The 16,701-nt window shown below is 69.0% G+C and carries 14 protein-coding genes and 1 tRNA gene; 10 read left to right on the forward strand and 5 right to left on the reverse strand.

Translation table 11 applies throughout. The annotated features are described in order from the left end of the window. Nucleotides 1-84: 84 nt before the first annotated feature. Nucleotides 85-158 (reverse strand) — tRNA-Met (locus ILP86_RS06765). Between the two features lie 95 nt (nt 159-253). Here ILP86_RS06765 and ILP86_RS06770 point away from each other — a divergent pair. Beyond that, nucleotides 254-1,069 (forward strand): carbon-nitrogen hydrolase family protein, encoded by an 816-nt coding sequence (locus ILP86_RS06770; protein WP_193761657.1) that lies wholly within the window; start codon nt 254-256, stop codon nt 1,067-1,069. Here ILP86_RS06770 and ILP86_RS06775 read toward each other — a convergent pair. Next, nucleotides 1,066-2,271, reverse strand: coding sequence for an aminotransferase class I/II-fold pyridoxal phosphate-dependent enzyme (locus ILP86_RS06775; RefSeq protein ID WP_193761658.1), 1,206 nt, complete (start codon nt 2,269-2,271; stop codon nt 1,066-1,068). The two genes, ILP86_RS06770 and ILP86_RS06775, sit on opposite strands and share 4 nt — an antisense overlap. Nucleotides 2,272-2,369: 98 nt before the next feature. On the opposite strand from ILP86_RS06775, the gene ILP86_RS06780 reads away from it, so the two are divergent. Genes ILP86_RS06780 through ILP86_RS06790 form a run of 3 tightly spaced genes read left to right on the forward strand, consistent with a single transcriptional unit; the run spans nt 2,370 to nt 6,722 of the window. Further along, the gene (locus ILP86_RS06780) at nt 2,370-3,986 is read left to right on the forward strand and encodes a S1C family serine protease (protein WP_227750926.1); all 1,617 of its coding nucleotides are present in this window, start codon (nt 2,370-2,372) and stop codon (nt 3,984-3,986) included. Between the two features lie 49 nt (nt 3,987-4,035). Then, nucleotides 4,036-5,289, forward strand: coding sequence for a CDP-glycerol glycerophosphotransferase family protein (locus ILP86_RS06785; RefSeq protein ID WP_061015802.1), 1,254 nt, complete (start codon nt 4,036-4,038; stop codon nt 5,287-5,289). Continuing rightward, nucleotides 5,286-6,722, forward strand: a complete 1,437-nt coding sequence (locus ILP86_RS06790; protein ID WP_058631843.1) for a CDP-glycerol glycerophosphotransferase family protein — start codon at nt 5,286-5,288, stop codon at nt 6,720-6,722. The genes ILP86_RS06785 and ILP86_RS06790 overlap by 4 nt, the downstream gene beginning before the upstream one ends. Before the next feature lie 36 nt (nt 6,723-6,758). Here the strand turns inward: ILP86_RS06790 and ILP86_RS06795 are convergent, their stop codons facing one another. Continuing rightward, a complete protein-coding gene (locus ILP86_RS06795) occupies nt 6,759-7,832 on the reverse strand; it encodes a glycosyltransferase family 2 protein (RefSeq protein WP_258546206.1) in 1,074 nt (357 codons plus the stop codon). A gap of 122 nt (nt 7,833-7,954) precedes the next feature. Between ILP86_RS06795 and ILP86_RS06800 the strand changes: the two genes are divergently transcribed. From ILP86_RS06800 to ILP86_RS06825, 6 genes are all read left to right on the forward strand, one after another. After that, the gene (locus tag ILP86_RS06800) at nt 7,955-9,238 is read left to right on the forward strand and encodes a CDP-glycerol glycerophosphotransferase family protein (RefSeq protein WP_058631844.1); all 1,284 of its coding nucleotides are present in this window, start codon (nt 7,955-7,957) and stop codon (nt 9,236-9,238) included. Between the two features lie 2 nt (nt 9,239-9,240). Next, on the forward strand, nt 9,241-10,011 hold the full coding sequence (locus tag ILP86_RS06805) for a biotin--[acetyl-CoA-carboxylase] ligase (RefSeq protein ID WP_113680204.1): 771 nt from the start codon (nt 9,241-9,243) through the stop codon (nt 10,009-10,011). An 86-nt stretch (nt 10,012-10,097) separates the two neighbouring features. Then, a complete protein-coding gene (locus ILP86_RS06810) occupies nt 10,098-10,601 on the forward strand; it encodes a PH domain-containing protein (protein ID WP_046749535.1) in 504 nt (167 codons plus the stop codon). Between the two features lie 133 nt (nt 10,602-10,734). Continuing rightward, nucleotides 10,735-11,859, forward strand: a complete 1,125-nt coding sequence (locus ILP86_RS06815; RefSeq protein WP_113680203.1) for a 5-(carboxyamino)imidazole ribonucleotide synthase — start codon at nt 10,735-10,737, stop codon at nt 11,857-11,859. A gap of 140 nt (nt 11,860-11,999) precedes the next feature. Then, complete coding sequence (purE, locus tag ILP86_RS06820) at nt 12,000-12,467, forward strand: 5-(carboxyamino)imidazole ribonucleotide mutase (protein ID WP_046749831.1); 468 nt, start codon at nt 12,000-12,002, stop codon at nt 12,465-12,467. Continuing rightward, entirely contained in the window at nt 12,464-13,918 is a 1,455-nt protein-coding gene (locus ILP86_RS06825) for an LCP family protein (RefSeq protein ID WP_061018856.1), read from the forward strand. Before purE ends, ILP86_RS06825 begins: the two co-directional genes overlap by 4 nt. A 239-nt stretch (nt 13,919-14,157) precedes the next feature. Here ILP86_RS06825 and ILP86_RS06830 read toward each other — a convergent pair whose 3' ends face one another. Both ILP86_RS06830 and ILP86_RS06835 read right to left on the reverse strand, forming a co-directional pair. Continuing rightward, nucleotides 14,158-14,742, reverse strand: coding sequence for a hypothetical protein (locus tag ILP86_RS06830; protein WP_193761660.1), 585 nt, complete (start codon nt 14,740-14,742; stop codon nt 14,158-14,160). Between the two features lie 143 nt (nt 14,743-14,885). Next, entirely contained in the window at nt 14,886-16,649 is a 1,764-nt protein-coding gene (locus tag ILP86_RS06835; RefSeq protein WP_193761661.1) for a DUF4012 domain-containing protein, read from the reverse strand. Between the last annotated feature and the right edge of the window lie 52 nt (nt 16,650-16,701).

Below are 16,701 nucleotides of genomic sequence, written 5' to 3' on the forward strand. Positions count from 1 at the left end.
CATATTCTCGACCGAATCTGTCGAGTCGTGCGCGATTAAAAAGGTGAAGGCCCCGAGATCGTAGTGATCTCGGGGCCTATCTTGTTGCGGGGACAGGATTTGAACCTGCGACCTCCGGGTTATGAGCCCGGCGAGCTACCGAACTGCTCCACCCCGCGGCACAAGAAGAAACTTATCACGGATTCCGGGGTCGGTCTAATCGAGGGGCCCTCCGGACGGGGCCCCGGGCGTGTCGATGCGCGAGGATGGAGACATGTCCGAGACCGCAGCCGTCCCCGTCGCCGTGTGCCAGTTCGCGCCGACCGCATCCCGAGCCGACAATCGTGAACGGATAGCCGAGCTGACATCAGCTGCGGCTGCGCGCGGCGCGAAGCTGATCGTGTTCCCGGAGTACTCCAGCTACTTCGTGGACCCGATGAACGAGAGCCTGGTGGCGAACGCGGAAGAACTCGACGGGGAGTTCGTCTCGACGCTGACGGCGCTGGCGGGGGAGTACGCGGTCGTGATCGTCGCCGGCCTCGCCGAACGGGCATCCGACGAGCGGCGGGTCCGGAACACGGTCGTGGCGGTGCGAGGCGACGGCGTGCTCGCGGTGTACCGCAAGCAGCACCTCTACGACGCGTTCGGGCAGACGGAGTCCGATTGGGTCGAGCCCGGCGAGGTGGGAGTCGCGGCCACCTTCGACCTGGGCGGTCTGCGGTTCGGGCTCATGACCTGCTACGACCTCCGATTCCCGGAGGTCGCCCGCTCTCTCGTCGACGCGGAGGCCGACGTCCTGGTCGTGCCGGCGGAGTGGGTGAGAGGTCCGCTCAAGGAGCACCACTGGACGACACTGCTCGCCGCGCGCGCGATCGAGAACACCGTGTACGTGCTCGCGGCCGACCATCCGACGCCTATCGGTGTCGGGCACTCGCAGATCGTCGACCCCCAGGGCGTCGTGCTCGCCGGAGTGGGCACCGGACCGGGGATCGCGGTCGCCGCCGTGGAGCGGGACATGATCGAGCGCGTCCGCGTGACCAACCCCTCGCTGCGGGCACGACGGTATGTCGTCGAGCCCGTGCGGGCCTAGCGGCCGGACAGAGCGGCGAGGCGGGTCGCCGCCTCCTCGAGCACCTCGACGCGCTTGCAGGCGGCGAATCGCACCAGACCCGAGTACTCGCTCCTGTGTGCAGCGGAGACGAACGCCGTGAGCGGGATCGCCACGACACCGGCGCGCTCCGGCAGGGCCCGGCAGAATGCAGCGGCGTCTCCTCCGCCCAGGCCGGTCGCGTCGGCGACGGTGAAGTAGCCGCCCTGCGGGGCGTGCACGGTGAAGCCCGCCGCGCGCAGACCATCGCCGAGGATCCCGTGTTTGCGTGCAAGCAACGCTGCGGAGTCGGCGAAGTACGCGTCGTCCATCCGCAACCCCACCGCGACGGCGGGCTGGAAGGGCGAGCCGTTCACATACGTCAGATACTGCTTCACGGTCAGTACTGCGGTGATCAGGGCGGAAGGCCCGTGCACCCACCCGATCTTCCATCCCGTCGCGGAGAAGGTCTTCCCGGCGGACGAGATCGTGAGCGTGCGGTCGGCGGCTCCGGGAAGGGTGGCGATCGGCGTGTGCGGGGCATGGAACGCCAGATGCTCGTACACCTCGTCTGTGACGATGATCGCATCGTGCTTCTCAGCGAGGCGCACCACCTCCTCGAGCACATCGCGCCCGAAGACCGCGCCCGTCGGGTTGTGCGGGTCGTTGACGAGGATGATCCTGGTGCGGTCGTTCACGGTCGCGGCGAGGCGCTCGAGGTCGGGCTGGAAGTCCGGAGCCCGCAACGGCACCGTGCGAAGGGCTGCCCCTGCGAGGGCCACAGCGGCCGCGTATGAGTCGTAGTAGGGCTCGAACACGACCACCTCGTCCTCGGGGCCGTCGATGAGCGCCAGGAGGGTCGCGGTGAGAGCCTCGGTCGCCCCTGCGGTCACGATCACCTCGGTGGCCGGATCGACCGAGAGCCCGTAGAAGCGCTGCTGATGCGCGCTGACGGCTTCGAGGAGATCAGGGATGCCGCGACCGGGCGGATACTGATTCGCTCCGCTCGCGATGGCCGCTCGTGCGGCCTCCAGAACCTCGGCGGGACCGTCCTCGTCGGGGAAGCCCTGCCCGAGATTGATGGCACCGGTTCTGGCCGCTGCCGCCGACATCTCTGCGAAGATGGTGGGCGCGACGGTTCCGTCCGCAGCGAGCAGACCTGCACCCGCTGCCGTGCGCCGCCATGCGCCGGGAATGACACTCATGAAGAACAGGCTAAGGCCATAGCTGAAACTCATCCTCGACATAAGGAACGCACAGATACAGGCGTCATTCTGAAATGGTCGTCGAAGGAGCACACACCATGAACGAAGACAACCCCCAGGACCAGTCGGTACCCGCGTCGAACGACGCCGTGCCGTCCACCGAGGCCGCAGAGGTCGCCGCACAGCCGGTGACGAACGCCGCCGCTGACTCGACCGCGCCCTCCGTCGCGACGCCATCCGTGCCGTCGGCGCCTGTCGCTCCGGCCGCTGCCGCGCCGACACAGGGCCACGAGATGCCGTCGTCCTTCACTTCGCAGGCCCCGGCCGCGCCCGTGATCGCCCCGGTTCCGCACGGCTACGCGGCACCGGCCGCCGGCGCACCGGGAACGGCCACTGCGCAGGGAGCCGCGTTCGGCATCCCCACCGCGACCGCGCACACGCAGCCCACCCAGCCTCTCGGCGACGGCGCTCCGTACGGCGCCCACGGCGACGGGACGAAGACCAAGGAGCAGAAGCCTCGTGGCGGCGCAAAGTTCGCCGCCTTCATCGTGGCCGCAGCCCTGGTCGGCGGAGTCGCCGGGTTCGGCGGAGGGGCGCTGCTCAACGGCATCCAGGACCGCCCGTCGTCGGGCACGGCCACAGGGCCGCAGACCGTGACGGTGAACAACCCCGGATCCGTCAACGAGACGACCGCCGTCGCCACGGCAGCCCTTCCCTCCGTCGTGACCATCGAGGTCGCCGGCTCCGACCAGGCGGGCAGCGGGTCCGGCGTCATCATCAGCGACGACGGATACGTGCTCACCAACACGCACGTCGTGACGCTGGGCGGCGCGGTCGCCGATCCGACGATCCGCGTGACGACGTCGGACGGGCGCATCTTCGAGGCGACCGTGGTCGGGACCGACCCGATCTACGACCTCGCCGTGATCAAGTTGAAGGATGCCAAGGGGCTCACCCCGATGGAGTTCGCCGACTCCTCGAAGCTCAACGTCGGAGACACGGCCGTCGCGCTGGGCGCGCCGCTGGGACTGGCGAACTCCGTCACGACCGGCATCGTGAGCGCCCTGAACCGGAGCATCCAGATCGCCTCCTCCGCGCTGCCCGACTCCTCGTCGCAGGATGCGCCGGATCAGCAGCAGACGCCCGATCAGGGGCAGGGACAGGGACCGTTCCAGTTCGACATCCCGGGCAGCGGCACGCCGCAGACCTCCGACTCCATCTCGATCGCGGTGATCCAGACGGACGCGGCGATCAACCACGGCAACTCCGGTGGTGCTCTGGTGAACAGCAAGGGCGAGCTGATCGGCATCAACGTGGCGATCGCGAGTTCGGGAAGCTCCGAGGAGTCGGGCTCGATCGGCATCGGCTTCGCCATCCCGTCGAACATCGCCAAGCGCGTCTCGGACGAGATCATCGCCGACGGGGTCGCGACGCACGGTCTGCTGGGCGCCTCCGTGCAGGACGCCTCGAGCGTGCAGGGAGCGACCGTCTCCGGGGCCTACATCGCCAAGGCGAACGAGGGCGGCGCAGCGGCGGCCGCCGGCATCAAGGAGGGTGACGTGGTCACCGAGTTCAACGGTGTCCCCATCACCAGTGCGAGCGATCTCACCGCCCAGGTCCGTGCGGCTGCGGCCGGCAGCGATGCCAAGGTCACGTACGTGCGCGGAGGCAAGGACTACGACGTCGACGTGACGCTCGGCGAACTCGCCGGCTGAGTACGCCTCACACACAGAGAAGGACGCCACCCCGCGATAGGCTCGCGGAGTGGCGTCCTTCTCTTTCGGCACCGGCAATGCGGCCAAGCTGCTCCGGATCCCGCTGTATGCCGTCGGACGCATCGGCACGCTCGTGCTGCCGCGTGGACGGCGCTGGGTCTTCGGCTGTGGAGCCGGGGTCGGTGACGGCGCTCTCGCGCTGCAGCGCCACGCAGCGCGGCTCGGCCACGACACGGTATGGCTCACGTCGTCGGAGCGCGAGGACCACGACGCTGCCGCACTCGGCATCCGCTTCGTCCGCAAGAGCGGGTTGCGAGGCTGGTGGGCGACAGCGCGGGCGGGCGTGCTCGTCGTGACCCACGGACTGGGCGACGTGAACCGCTACGCGAACGGGGGCGGGTTCGTCGTCCAGCTCTGGCACGGGATCCCGTTGAAGCGGATCGGGCTGGACTCCCGGGCGACGACGGAGGTCCCCGCCGTCCCCGGAGCGGCGCTGCTGAGTCGCGCGGTCGGTGTCCTGTACCGTGCGGCCGCCCAGCGCATCCGCGTGCTCCCTGCGGCCTCGCATCGCGCGAGAGGGCGCCTGGAGTCGGCGTTCGGCCTCGGCGACGAGCGCGTCGTCGTCACGGGGGAGCCTCGCGTCGACGTGCTCTCCTCCGGACCGGCGGATGAGGTGAGGTCGCGCGCGTCCGCCCTGCTCTGTCGAGTCGCGGGCGACGTCTCCGAGACCTCGCGCACCATCCTGTACGCGCCGACCTGGCGCGACGGCGCCGCCGACCCCGCGGTCCCCACCGGCGAGGAGTGGATCCGCATCCTGCGTGTGCTCGAGCAACACGACGCCGTGTTGTTCGTGCGCTCCCATCCGCTGGGCGAGGGCGGGTATGCGCCGCCGCTTCCGAGCAGGCGGGTGCGCGCGCTCGGCTCCTCTCTGCTGGCGGACGTGACCCCCGTGCTTCCCGCGGTCGACGTGCTCATCACCGACTACTCCTCGCTCGCGTACGACGTCGGTCTGCTGCGGATGCCCGTGCTCTTCCTGGCTCCTGATGCGGAGGAGTACGGCCGCACCCGCGGGTTCTACGGCCGGTTCGAGGACGTCGCGGGGCCCGATGCGGCCTCCGACTGGACGCAGTTGCTGATGCAGCTCGACGCGCTCCTCGGCGATGATGCCGTGCGTGACGCGGCGTCCGAGCGTTCCGCTACGCTCAGCGCGGAGATGCATGCATATCGGGACGGACGGAACACCGAGCGTGTGTACCAGGTCATCCGCGCGCGGGGGATACCCGCGCCGAAGGGAGCAGTATGACAACGGCCCGCATCGATGACGCGGCGGAGGCCCTGATCATCGAAGGGACCGGTCAGCGACCGGAAGCGGCAGAGCTGGTGGGTCCGCGAGCGCAGGTCGATGCCCGCCTCACCGGCGGAGGGAGGACCTGGAAGGCGACCTTCCCTCTGCAGGCGTCGCGGTGGGGTGGCCCGTCCCTCCCGCTGCCGACCGGAGCATACGAGCTGCGCATCCCCGGCGTCGATCTGGATGAGCTGCAGCTGCCGTCCACGGTGCTCACCGGGGTCCGCGTCGCCGTGAACGCGGGCACCGTCCGCATCGCCGCTCCGATCGACCCGGTCTACGAGACCGCGGAAGGCCGCTCGACCCTGGAGGAGCGTTACGTCGCGCAGGCGGGCGGAACCGAGAACGCGGTGTTCTTCGAGAGCTTCTACGGCCGCAGCGTCGGCTGCAACCCGCGGGCCATCGATCGCGAACTCGCGGCGCGTGCTCCAGAGGTGCGCCGGTACTGGAGCGTCGTCGACCTCTCCGTCGAGGTCCCGGAAGGAGCGATCGCCGTCGTCGAGGGCAGTCCGCAGTGGTGGCACGCTCGCGGGGCGGCCCGGCTGCTCGTGGTGAACGACTGGCTGCGCCGACGTTTCGCACGCAAGCCGGGACAGAAGGTGCTCCAGACATGGCACGGCACGCCGCTCAAGCGACTGGCCCTGCACCGCCCCGGCTTCGACCCGCGGCGCATGGCCGCCGTCGTGAAGGAGTCACGACGTTGGGACGTCCTGCTGGCGCAGAACACCTATTCCGAACGCATCCTCCGCAAGGCCTACGCCTTCTTCGGACGCCCGATCTGGGTGGAGGGCTACCCGCGGAACGACGCGCTCACCACGGGGGATCCCGTCGCGGTCCGCGCATCGTTGGGTATCGGGGCGGATGAGCGCGTGCTCCTCTACGCGCCGACGTGGCGGGACGACCGCGCGGAGATGGTGGACTTCATCGACGCTGAGCTGCTGGCGCGCGAGGCCGACGCCGTTGTCCTCGTCCGCGGGCACTCGCGCACCCTGGAGCAGGGGCGGGACCGCGCAGGTGCGCGTGTCATCGACGTGACCGGGTACCCGGAGACCGCGCGGCTGCTCCTCGCCGCCGACGCACTGATCACCGACTACTCCTCTGTCATGTTCGACTTCAGCGTGACCGGCAAGCCCATGTACTTCCTGGTTCCCGATATCGATCACTACCGCGGACAGCTGCGGGGCTTCTACTTCGATCTCGCCGAGAGGGCACCAGGGCCGCTCGTGCGCACGCAGGAGGAGCTCACCGCCGCTCTCGCCGATTCAGGGCACGAGGCCGTCTACGCGGCGCGGTACGCCGCCTGGCGGAGGCAGTTCAACTCGCGCGACGACGGTCACGCCGCCGAGCGCGTGGTCGACCGGATCCTCGATCTGGGGTTCGTCACGCGCTGATAGCGCCGGTGGTGTGGGCTGGTGTCTGCCGCCGGCTCAGGGAAGAGGCGTGTTGCGGGTGCCGAGACGCGAGGCATCCACGGTGTCGCGGGCGCCGCGCAGGACCCCGCCGAGGAAGCCCAGTCCCCACGAGACGTGCATGGTCGGGAGCACCAGGATCGTCCAGAGTCGTTGGCGGAAGCCGCCGCCGCCTGGTGCGAGAGCGACCCCGAGGACGAGAAGAAGGTACAGCGCGAGCGGTCCGTAGACGAGGATCGACGCGACGAGGGAGGCTGCTCCGGCGAGCACCCCCGTCACCTGCAGCACAGCGAGGACGACCGCGAGAGCGATGACCACGACCAGCGCCGGGGGAGCGAAGTAGCGGATTCCGTTGCTCCTGCCGAATCGGCGTACGAGCTCACCCCTCCAGGCGCCTGTCGCCCGGAACTGTCGAGCCAGGCGCAGCCAGCTCTCCCGCGGCCAGTAGGTCACAGAGAGGGCGGGGTCGAACCACACGCGGTGTCCGGCCTGACGGATCCTCAGGTTGAGTTCCCAGTCCTCGCCTCGTCGGATCGACTCGTCGAACAGGCCGACCTCGTCGAGCACCTCGCGTCGCATCACACCGAGGTAGGCCGACTGCGCCTCACCTTCGTGCGCGCTCCCGTGGTAGGCGCCGCCGCCGAGTCCGACCGGGGAGTTGTAGAGCCGCGCGACCGCCTTCTGGAACGGGGTGCGCCCTTCGGCGTGCATCACCCCGCCGACATTCGCCGACCCGGTCCGCTCCAGGGTCTCCATCGCGCGGGCGGCGTAGCCGGGGGAGAGCTCGGAGTGCGCGTCGACGCGCACGATCGTGTCATAGCGACTCGCGAGGATGGCGGCGTTCAGGCCCACCGGGATGTGCGCGGCGGGGTTTTCGACCAACCGGATCCGGTCATCTGCTTCGGCGAGTCGGCGTGCGAGCTCTGTGGTGCCGTCCGTCGACGGTCCCAGCGCGAGCACCAGCTCCGTCGGCGCATCGACGTCCTGCGCGAGCACCGAGGCGATCGCATGCTCGAGGTAGGCGCGCTCGTTGAGCACCGGCATCACGAAGGACACCCCGGAAGGGGGAGCGGGGAATTCGGATGCGGACACATGACGATCATGGCACGGCGCCGACGGACGTTCCCTGAGGGGCGCGGGAACGGCGCTCCTCGGTCAGCTGGACGCGGCGACCTACGCCGGTGGGCACGATCAGGACGAACTATCCTGGAGGGATGGGTGCACTGTCTGACGCGAAGAAGGCATACCGTCTGCTGAAGCGGGCGCTCGCGTCACGCTCGGCGGTGCAGCGCGTGCGGCGGCACCTCGCGGAGCAGGAACCGCTTCCCGCCGGTCACTTCAAGGTCGCGGTCTACTTCGCCGACGGCGCCGTGAACATGTACCAGATGCGCCAGTGGTACCGCCCGCTCATCGAGCTCTCGAAGCGCTGGCCCGTCGTGGTGCTCTCCCGGCAGGCGACCGGGGCCGAGAAGCTGCTCGAGGAGGACTCGCCACCGGTGGCGTTCGTGCCGACAGTGCGTGATCTGGAGCGCTTCATCGCGACGCAGGACATCCGTGTCGTGCTCTACGTGAACCAGAACACCCGCAACTTCCAGATGTTCCGCTACGGACGGCGCTGGCACGTCTTCATCAATCACGGCGAGTCCGACAAGATGTACATGACGACGAACCAGTACAAGGCGTACGACTATGCCTTCGTCGCCGGTCAGGCTGCGCGGGATCGGCTCTCACGCACACTGTGGGATTACGACGTCGACCGCCGCACGATCGAGATCGGCCGTCCGCAGGCGGATCACTACTCCGGGACCCTTCCCTACACGCCGGACGAGCGCACCGTCGTGCTATACGCCCCCACGTGGGAGGGCGATCGTCCCAGTGCCCACTACGGCTCCATCGCCTCGCACGGCGAGAGCCTCGTGAACCGATTGCTGGCGACCGGCGCGCACCGCGTGATCTACCGTCCCCACCCGCGCAGCGGGGTGGTCGACGAGGAGTACGGTGCGGCGCATCGGCGCATCGTGGCGGCCATCGAGGCTGCGAACGCCGCCGACGCTACCGCTCATCACGTCTACGACGCGGCCCCCGAACTCGGCTGGCAGCTCACGGCCGCCGATGTCGCGATCGTCGACATCTCCGCCATGGTCTACGACAGGCTCGCGGCGGGGAAGCCCCTCATGATCACCCGGCCGGCCGACGAGCAGGCGTCGATCGACACGCAGGGCTACCTGTCGGACTGCGAGTGGCTCACCGTCGAGGGCGCCGACGATATCGTGGCGGAGGTCGAGAGGGTCCGGGCCGACGAGGCGGCGATCGCCCGACTCCGGATGTGGGTGCAGCACTACTTCGGCGACACCACGCAGGGGGTGGCGACGGCGAAGTTCCATGCCGCTGTCGAACGCCTGATGCAGGAGTGGGAGCACTGGCATTCCCGCGAGGTCGGGAGCGTCCGTGACGACGAGGACGATGACGACGAAGAAGCCGAAGACGAGGACGCCTGAGCATGCGGTTCCCGCTGTCGAGCGCGATCGTGCCCCGCTTCGTGCAGGTGGATCACACCGGTTCCACGAACGCCGACCTGCGGGCGCACGCTGCTGAGGTCGAGGGGTGGCCGCACCTGGCGACTCTGGTGACCCGCGATCAGCGTGCCGGACGTGGCCGTCTCGACCGCACCTGGGTCGCTCCAGCCGGCTCGGCGCTCGCCGTCTCGGTGCTGTTGCGGACACTGCCGGCGGAGCCCACGGCACGCGGGTGGATTCCACTCGCCGCCGGCGCCGCGATGGTGAAGGCGATCGACGCGCAGCTTCCCGGTCACGACGTCTCCATGAAGTGGCCGAACGATGTGCTCGTCGACGCGCACAAGATCTGCGGCATCCTCGCGGAGGCGACCGCGGACGCGGTGGTGGTGGGTGCCGGGGTCAACACGGAGATGACACGCGAGCAGCTTCCTCTGCCCACCGCGACGTCGTTCGCCGCGCTGGGCGCTGCCGTGGACGAGGACCTGCTGCTGTCGGTGTACCTGGAGACGCTCGACCGCCATCTGGTCGCGCTCACCGCTTCGGAGGACGCGGTCGCGAGCGGTCTGCACGGTGTCGTCTCGGCGCTGTGCGCGACCATCGGACAGGCGGTGCGGGTGTCGATGCCTGCCGGAGCGGTACTGGAGGGCGTGGCGTCGTCGATCGACGCGGAAGGCCGTCTTCTCGTCGTGTCGGACGGCCGGGAACATGCTGTCTCGGCCGGTGACGTCGTGCACGTGCGGCCTGCCGGAAGCTGACACGCCGTCGCACAGACGGCTTTGTCGCAGATCACAGGCACAATGGTGGGGTGACCCAGCCTGTGACGCTCGGTGGACGGCCTCTGATGCCGCCGCCCGGAACGCCTTCGGAGGAGTTGCTGATCGCGCGCTTCCGGAGCCACGCGCGGCGTCTGTTCTGGTCTGCCGTCGTGCTCATCGCGGCGTTCGGGGCTACGGGCTACTTCTTCGGCAACCTGCCGGAGGGGTTCGAGGACTGGATGCTCCTCGCCGCCGCCGGGGCGTTGGTGCTCTTCGCCGTCGTGCTGCCGTTCATCATCTGGTACTCCCGGACCACCACGGTCACCACCAGACGGGTCATCGCTCGTCAGGGGCTCGGAGCCCGGAGTCGTCATGAGATGTCCCATGCGCGCGGCTACACCATCGCCGTGCGTCGCGGTCCGCTGCAGCGCCTGTGGGGCTCGGGAACCATCATCCTCTCGAACGGTGTCGATGCTCCCCTCCGACTGCCCAACGTCCCCAACGTGACCCTCGTGCACGAGACGCTCGCAGACCAGATCGAGGTCGGGCAGATCCTCGCCCATCGCGACGCACAGGCCGTCGGCGACTGAACTGCGAGTCGACCGCGGCGGGTGCACCGTACAGGTGCACGGTAGAGCTGCACCATCGCGCCGCCATATCCGCAACCTGTCGTGCGCGCCATGATCGGTGAGCGAGAATGGGAAGGACGAATGGAGGCGGCACATGGCGCTGCGTGTGGGCGTGATCGGCGGAGGACAGCTGGCACGGATGATGATCGCTCCGGCGGTCGAGCTCGGACTCGATCTGCGAGTGCTCGCCGAGGATGAGGGGATGTCCGCCGGGCTCGCGGCCACGGCCGTCGGCGACTATCGCGATCTGGAGACCGTGCGCGCATTCGCGGCCGATGTCGACGTCGTCACCTTCGACCACGAGCACGTTCCGCAGGATGTCCTTCGTCAGCTGGTCGACGGCGGTGTGGTCGTCCACCCCGGACCGGACGCGCTGCAGTACGCCCAGGACAAGATCGTGATGCGCAGGCGCCTCGCGGAACTCGGAGTGCCTCAGCCCGAATGGGCTGTGGTGCGCACGGAGCCCGAACTCCAAGCCTTCCTGGACGAGCACGGAGGCGCCGGTGTGGTGAAGACGCCACGCGGCGGGTACGACGGCAAGGGTGTGCGCGTCGTGCGTGCGGCAGCGGAGGCGCAGGACTGGCTGGTGGCGCTCGCCGAAGGTGACGCGCTCCTCGTCGAGGAACTCGTCCCGTTCGTGCGTGAGCTCGCGCAGCAGGTCGCGCGTCGCGCCGGTGGCGAGATGGTCGCGTATCCGGTGGTCGAGACGGTGCAGCGTGATGGCGTGTGCGCCGAGGTCATCGCTCCCGCTCCCGCTGCGACGGAACGACTCGCGGAGGTCGCCGAGGGGATCGGCCGCGCCATCGCCGAGGGGCTGGGGGTGACCGGGATGCTCGCGGTCGAACTGTTCGAGACCGAGGACGAGCGAATCCTCGTGAACGAGCTCGCGATGCGTCCGCACAACAGCGGGCACTGGAGCCAGGACGGTGCCGTCACCGGCCAGTTCGAACAGCACCTGCGCGCAGTCGCCGACCTTCCGCTCGGCAGCACTGCACCGCGGGCGCCCTGGTCCGTCATGGTGAACATCCTCGGGGGACCGGCTGAGGGCACCATCGAGGAGCGGTTCGGTGCGGCGATGGCTGAGCACCCGCAGGCGAAGATCCACACGTACGGGAAGGCTCCGAGGCCCGGCCGCAAGGTCGGTCACGTGAACGTCGCTGATGCGGACCTCGACGATGCGGTCTACGTCGCGCGAGCCGTCGCCGCCCACTTCGACTGATCAGCGACCGGCAGGGCCGACTCCCGGAAACATGCGGGATCAGAGGTGTGCCGTTCGGGGAATCTCACAGCACCAGACCGTACCCTGATCTGGTGACTGAGCCACTGCACTCCTCCGCCGCACCTCTCGTCGGCGTCGTGATGGGATCCGACTCCGACTGGCGCGTGATGAGCGACGCATCTCAGGCCCTCACGGACTTCGGAGTACCGCACGAGGTCGAGGTGGTGTCGGCGCACCGGACCCCCGACAAGCTCATGTCGTACGCGCGCGACGCACGCTCCCGCGGCATCCGCGTCATCATCGCCGGTGCCGGGGGAGCTGCTCACCTTCCCGGGATGCTCGCTTCGATGACGCCGCTACCCGTGGTGGGAGTGCCGGTGCCGCTCGCCTTCCTCGACGGCATGGACTCGCTCCTGTCCATCGTGCAGATGCCCGCAGGCATCCCGGTGGCGACGGTGTCCATCGGCGGAGCCCGCAACGCCGGTCTGCTCGCCGCACGCATCCTCGGGACCTCGGATGTCGCGCTCGCGGATCGCGTCGAGCAGTATGCCCGCGACCTCGAGGCGCAGGTCGAGGAGAAGAACGAACGGTTGAAGGGCTCGCTGTGACCCTTGCGCCTCCGCGCGCATCACAGCGCCCGCTCATCGAGACCCGGCCGCTACGGCACCCGGACTCCGCCGACCCCGGCGTGATGACCAAGCGCGGCTGGTGGCTGCTCGTGATGAACCTCCTGGTGCCGGGCTCGGCGCAGGTCGTCGCGGGCAATCGGCGACTCGGTCGATTCGGGCTCGGCGCCACCCTGCTCGCCTGGTTCCTCGCGATCGTCACGGTGGCGCTCGCCCTGTTCGCCCGTCCCGTCCTGCTGTGGCTCACGATCGGTGGGGGATTCTTCTCCACCGTGGTCCTGACACTCGTGCAGGCGCTGCTCGTCGGCTACGTCGTGCTCTGGGCGGTGCTGACGTTCGACACGTTGCGCATGGTGAGGCTCGTCAAGCTGCCCACCCTGTCCCGGCTCGCCATCCCGGTCGTCGCGCTGGTCCTCCTGGGACTCGTGGGCGGCGGGGCAGCTTATGCGGCCACGGCCGTGGGGTCCGTCCGCAACACCATCGGATCGATCTTCGGTCAGAGCGGCCCCAGCGTCGCGCCCAGCGACGGCTATTACAACATCCTCCTCCTCGGAGCGGACAGCGGCGACGGCCGTGACTCGATGCGCTTCGACAGCATCTCTGTGGTCTCGGTGAATGCCGACACCGGTGCCGTGACGATCACCGGCATCCCGCGAGAACTCCCGAACGCGCCGTTCAGCGACGGCAGCCCGATGCAGGAGCTGTATCCCGACGGTTTCGAGGGGCATGGCTCCTCGACCTGCGGTTGGAACGGGTGGATGAACCACGTACGCAACGCCGCAGAGGTCTGCCGGGAGGACGGCGGCAAGGGGCTCTACCCCGACGCCGTCGCCAAAGGCTCGGAACCGGGCATCGAGGCCACCAAGGACGCCGCAGAGGGAGTCCTCGGGATCGAGATCCCGTACTACGTGTTCGTCGACATGCACGGGTTCGCTGAGCTCGTCGACGCGCTGGGTGGGGTCGAGATCAACGTCACGGAGCGCCTGCCCAAGGGCGGTCCGCCCGAGGGGTGGACGGGCAGCGATGTGAACGAGTGGGCCATCGGGTGGATCGAGCCCGGCAAGCAGCGCATGGATGGCGACACGGCGCAGTGGTACGCCCGCTCGCGGTACACCACCAGCGACTGGGATCGGATGAAGCGTCAGCGGGAACTGCAGGCGGCCATTCTCGCGCAGTTCACCCCGCAGACGGTGCTCACACGTTTCAACGAAGTGGCGGCGGCGGGTACGGCGTTGATCAGCACCGACCTTCCCTCCGACAAGCTGCCCGAGTTCTTCGACCTGATGCTGAAGGCGAAGGAGCAGCCGGTCACCACGATCGAGCTCACGCCCGATTCGGGCGTCGACGAGCACCAGCCGGATTACGCGTTCATCCGCGACATGATCCAGCAGAAGCTGCACCCCCCGACGGCGACGCCGACGCCCGAGCCCTGATCGAGAGTCCCGGGCGAGGCGTGCTGGACTTCCCACGACGGCCAGGGCGAAGCCGTGTACCCGGGCACCGTCGGCACCGGCGCTCCTGAGCGCACGCGCGACAAAGCCCACGGCCACCTCCCGGAGGAGGACAGCCGTGGGCTTCCGGCGATTTTCCGCCGGATGCACCAGACGACGGTGATCGGAGGGGGAGGGATCACCGTCGTCCAGTCGACCACCGCACGAGGCGGCAGCCGGACCTAGGCGCGCTTGCGGCGCGAGGCTCCCACTGCGACGAGGGCTCCGCCGGCCACCAGAGCTGCTGCTCCGCCGCCGAGGATCCACGGCGACACGTCTCCACCGGTCAGGGCCAGCTCGATGCCGCCCCCGGTGAGGGGAAGCTCGGAGCCCGCAGCCGCGACGCCGGGATCGTGGTCGCAGCTGGCCGCGGCATCGTGTCCGTGCGACACGGTGATGGTCGTGGTGTACGAGCGCGAGCCGTTGAAGGCGACCGCGTAGGAGCCTTCGCCGTCGGACGGCGGGCGGAACGTGAGCGTCATGCTCCCGTCAGCGGCAGCGGTGTTGCCCGAGATCGCCGCCTTCGCGGCGTTGTAGCCGGACACCGCCACGTTGACGTTCTCGGACGGAACGAAGTAGCCGGGACCGAACACGATCGTCGACGCTTCGCAGATGTCGATGATGGGGTCGCCGACCTTGGCGCCGGGAGGCGTCGGATAGGAATCGGACGACGCGACAGGTGCAGTCGGCGCAGCGGTGGCCACGGTTGGCGCGACGAAGACGAGCGCGCCGGCGGCAAGGCTGATGGCAGCCAGTTTCTTCAGCATGATTTCTCCCCAGAATTTCACGCGGAATCGCCTTTGGACACACCCCTGCATCCAACTGCGTGGCGTCTTCCTGCCCCCACGGCAGGATGACAGACGCCAGATATTCCCCAGTGAGTCGACGATACCCTATCGGGCGGCGAAAGTCACGAAGCGCATTGCAGCGGTTCCCGTGTCGTCTCTGGGGTGTCGATGAGGGGGGTGTGCAGCACCTCGGTGAGTCTCTGCCCTGCACCCGTGCCCTGGAACTCGACGGTGATCGTCGTCGACTCGCCAGGCGCGAGTGACACCTCGTGCTGAACCGCCGAGCGGTCGCCGATCATCGCGGTCTGAACGCCCTCTTCCGCTCCGTCACGATCGATGTGCGAAGGCGTCGCTCCTTCCGGGCCGTACACGGCGATCAGGGTCCGCACGGTGCCGGCGGGCACCCCGTAGAAGCCGTCGGCCGTGACGTAGGTGGGCAGCGAGGTGGCGGCGTCGGCGGGCGCGGTGTTGGTCCACGTCACGCGCACCTGGGTCGTCGGCTGGCCCTGGCAGGTGCCGACCGACGTCGAGAGGGACGCCCTGGTGTAGTAGTCCATCTTCCCGCCGGTCGTGTCGTTCATCAGCACGCCGACGTAGGTCGCATCGCCGGTGTCCGCGGGGATCGTGCCGCCGAGGTCGGAGTCGGCGAGCACGGCCTCCTCATCTTCGTGAGCACTCCAGATGCGGATGCGTCCTTCCGCCGCGGAGTCCGCGAGTGCTCCCAGCAGAGCTCGTGGCTCTGCGCCGGAGAGCGCAGCGCCGAACAACGCCCCTGCGGCCTGCGCGAAGATCTCATCCTGCACCGCGGGGTCGGGGACCGCGGCGTAGATCTGCGAGAGAAGGATGTCGGTGACGTTGTCGGAGCTCGCGGTGAAAGGTCCGAACGTGAGGTCGCCGGTGGCAGCGAGCAGGTGCTTCGCCACGACCGCGTCGACGGCGACGACACCGTCGACGGTTCCGCCGAATCGGCCCTGCCACCGGGTGGCGATCGCGGCACCTGCTTCGCGGAAGTCCGGGATGCTCGTGATGTTCTGCAGATAGCGACCTGGACGGTCCTCGAACAGGGCGGTCGTCGAGTCGCTGAGCGGCAGGGCCGTGTCGAGCGGGGGGAAGTCGCGAGTCGACGCCTGAGTCTGGAGGGTGATCCTTCCGTTCTCGGCGTGCAGCAGCGCGATCGCCCCGATGATTCCCCCCGAGGAGCGCAGTTCCGCATTGTTCTGCATCGCGAGCACGTAGGTACGAGGGCCTTCGCCGCCGAGCATGGTCGGCAGCAGCACGGCAGCACCGTGCAGCGAGCCGACCACCGTCGCGGCTTCGGTGACGGAGGAACGCATCGTGCGGATGGCATCGGCGAGCGGGGGGAGCGTCGCATCGGCGTCGATGCGACGTGCCTGCTGCTGCGCGGCCGTGAGCGCGGTCTCGGCGGTTCCCAGGGGGCCTGCGATCTCTGCGAACGGTGCGAGGTCGATGGAGCCGCCGGTGAAGCCGAGGCTCGCCAGATCGAAGTCCGCCGCCACGTCGAGGAGCGGCGTCAGCGCGTCGGATGACACGTCGTCGGCGATCTCGGCGATGTCGCTGACGGCACTGAAGTTGGGGCCGACCCATGGCAGTGCTCCGAACGCGTGCCAGACCGGGTCGGAGGTGAGGTCGTGCGCGGAGTCCGCATTGTGCGCGATGCTCCTGGCGAGGGGCTTGGCTGCGTCGAGGTCACCGGCCGCGATCGCCGCCTTCAGCTGCGCGCTGCCTTTGGCCACCTGCTGAAGATCGCTCACCGCGCCGAACCCTCGGATGGCGACCCAGCCGATCGCGACGACCAGAAGGGACAGCAGAACGCCGACGGTCCACCCGATCCATCGGCGTCGGACGGGAAGTCGACCATCGCTCACTCGAGCATTCAAGCACGAACCTCTGCTGCCGTGGTGGGCGGAAACTGTGCGA

The sequence above is a fragment of the Microbacterium sp. R1 genome (assembly GCF_015159725.1).
GTDB classification, from domain to species: Bacteria; Actinomycetota; Actinomycetes; order Actinomycetales; family Microbacteriaceae; genus Microbacterium; species Microbacterium oxydans.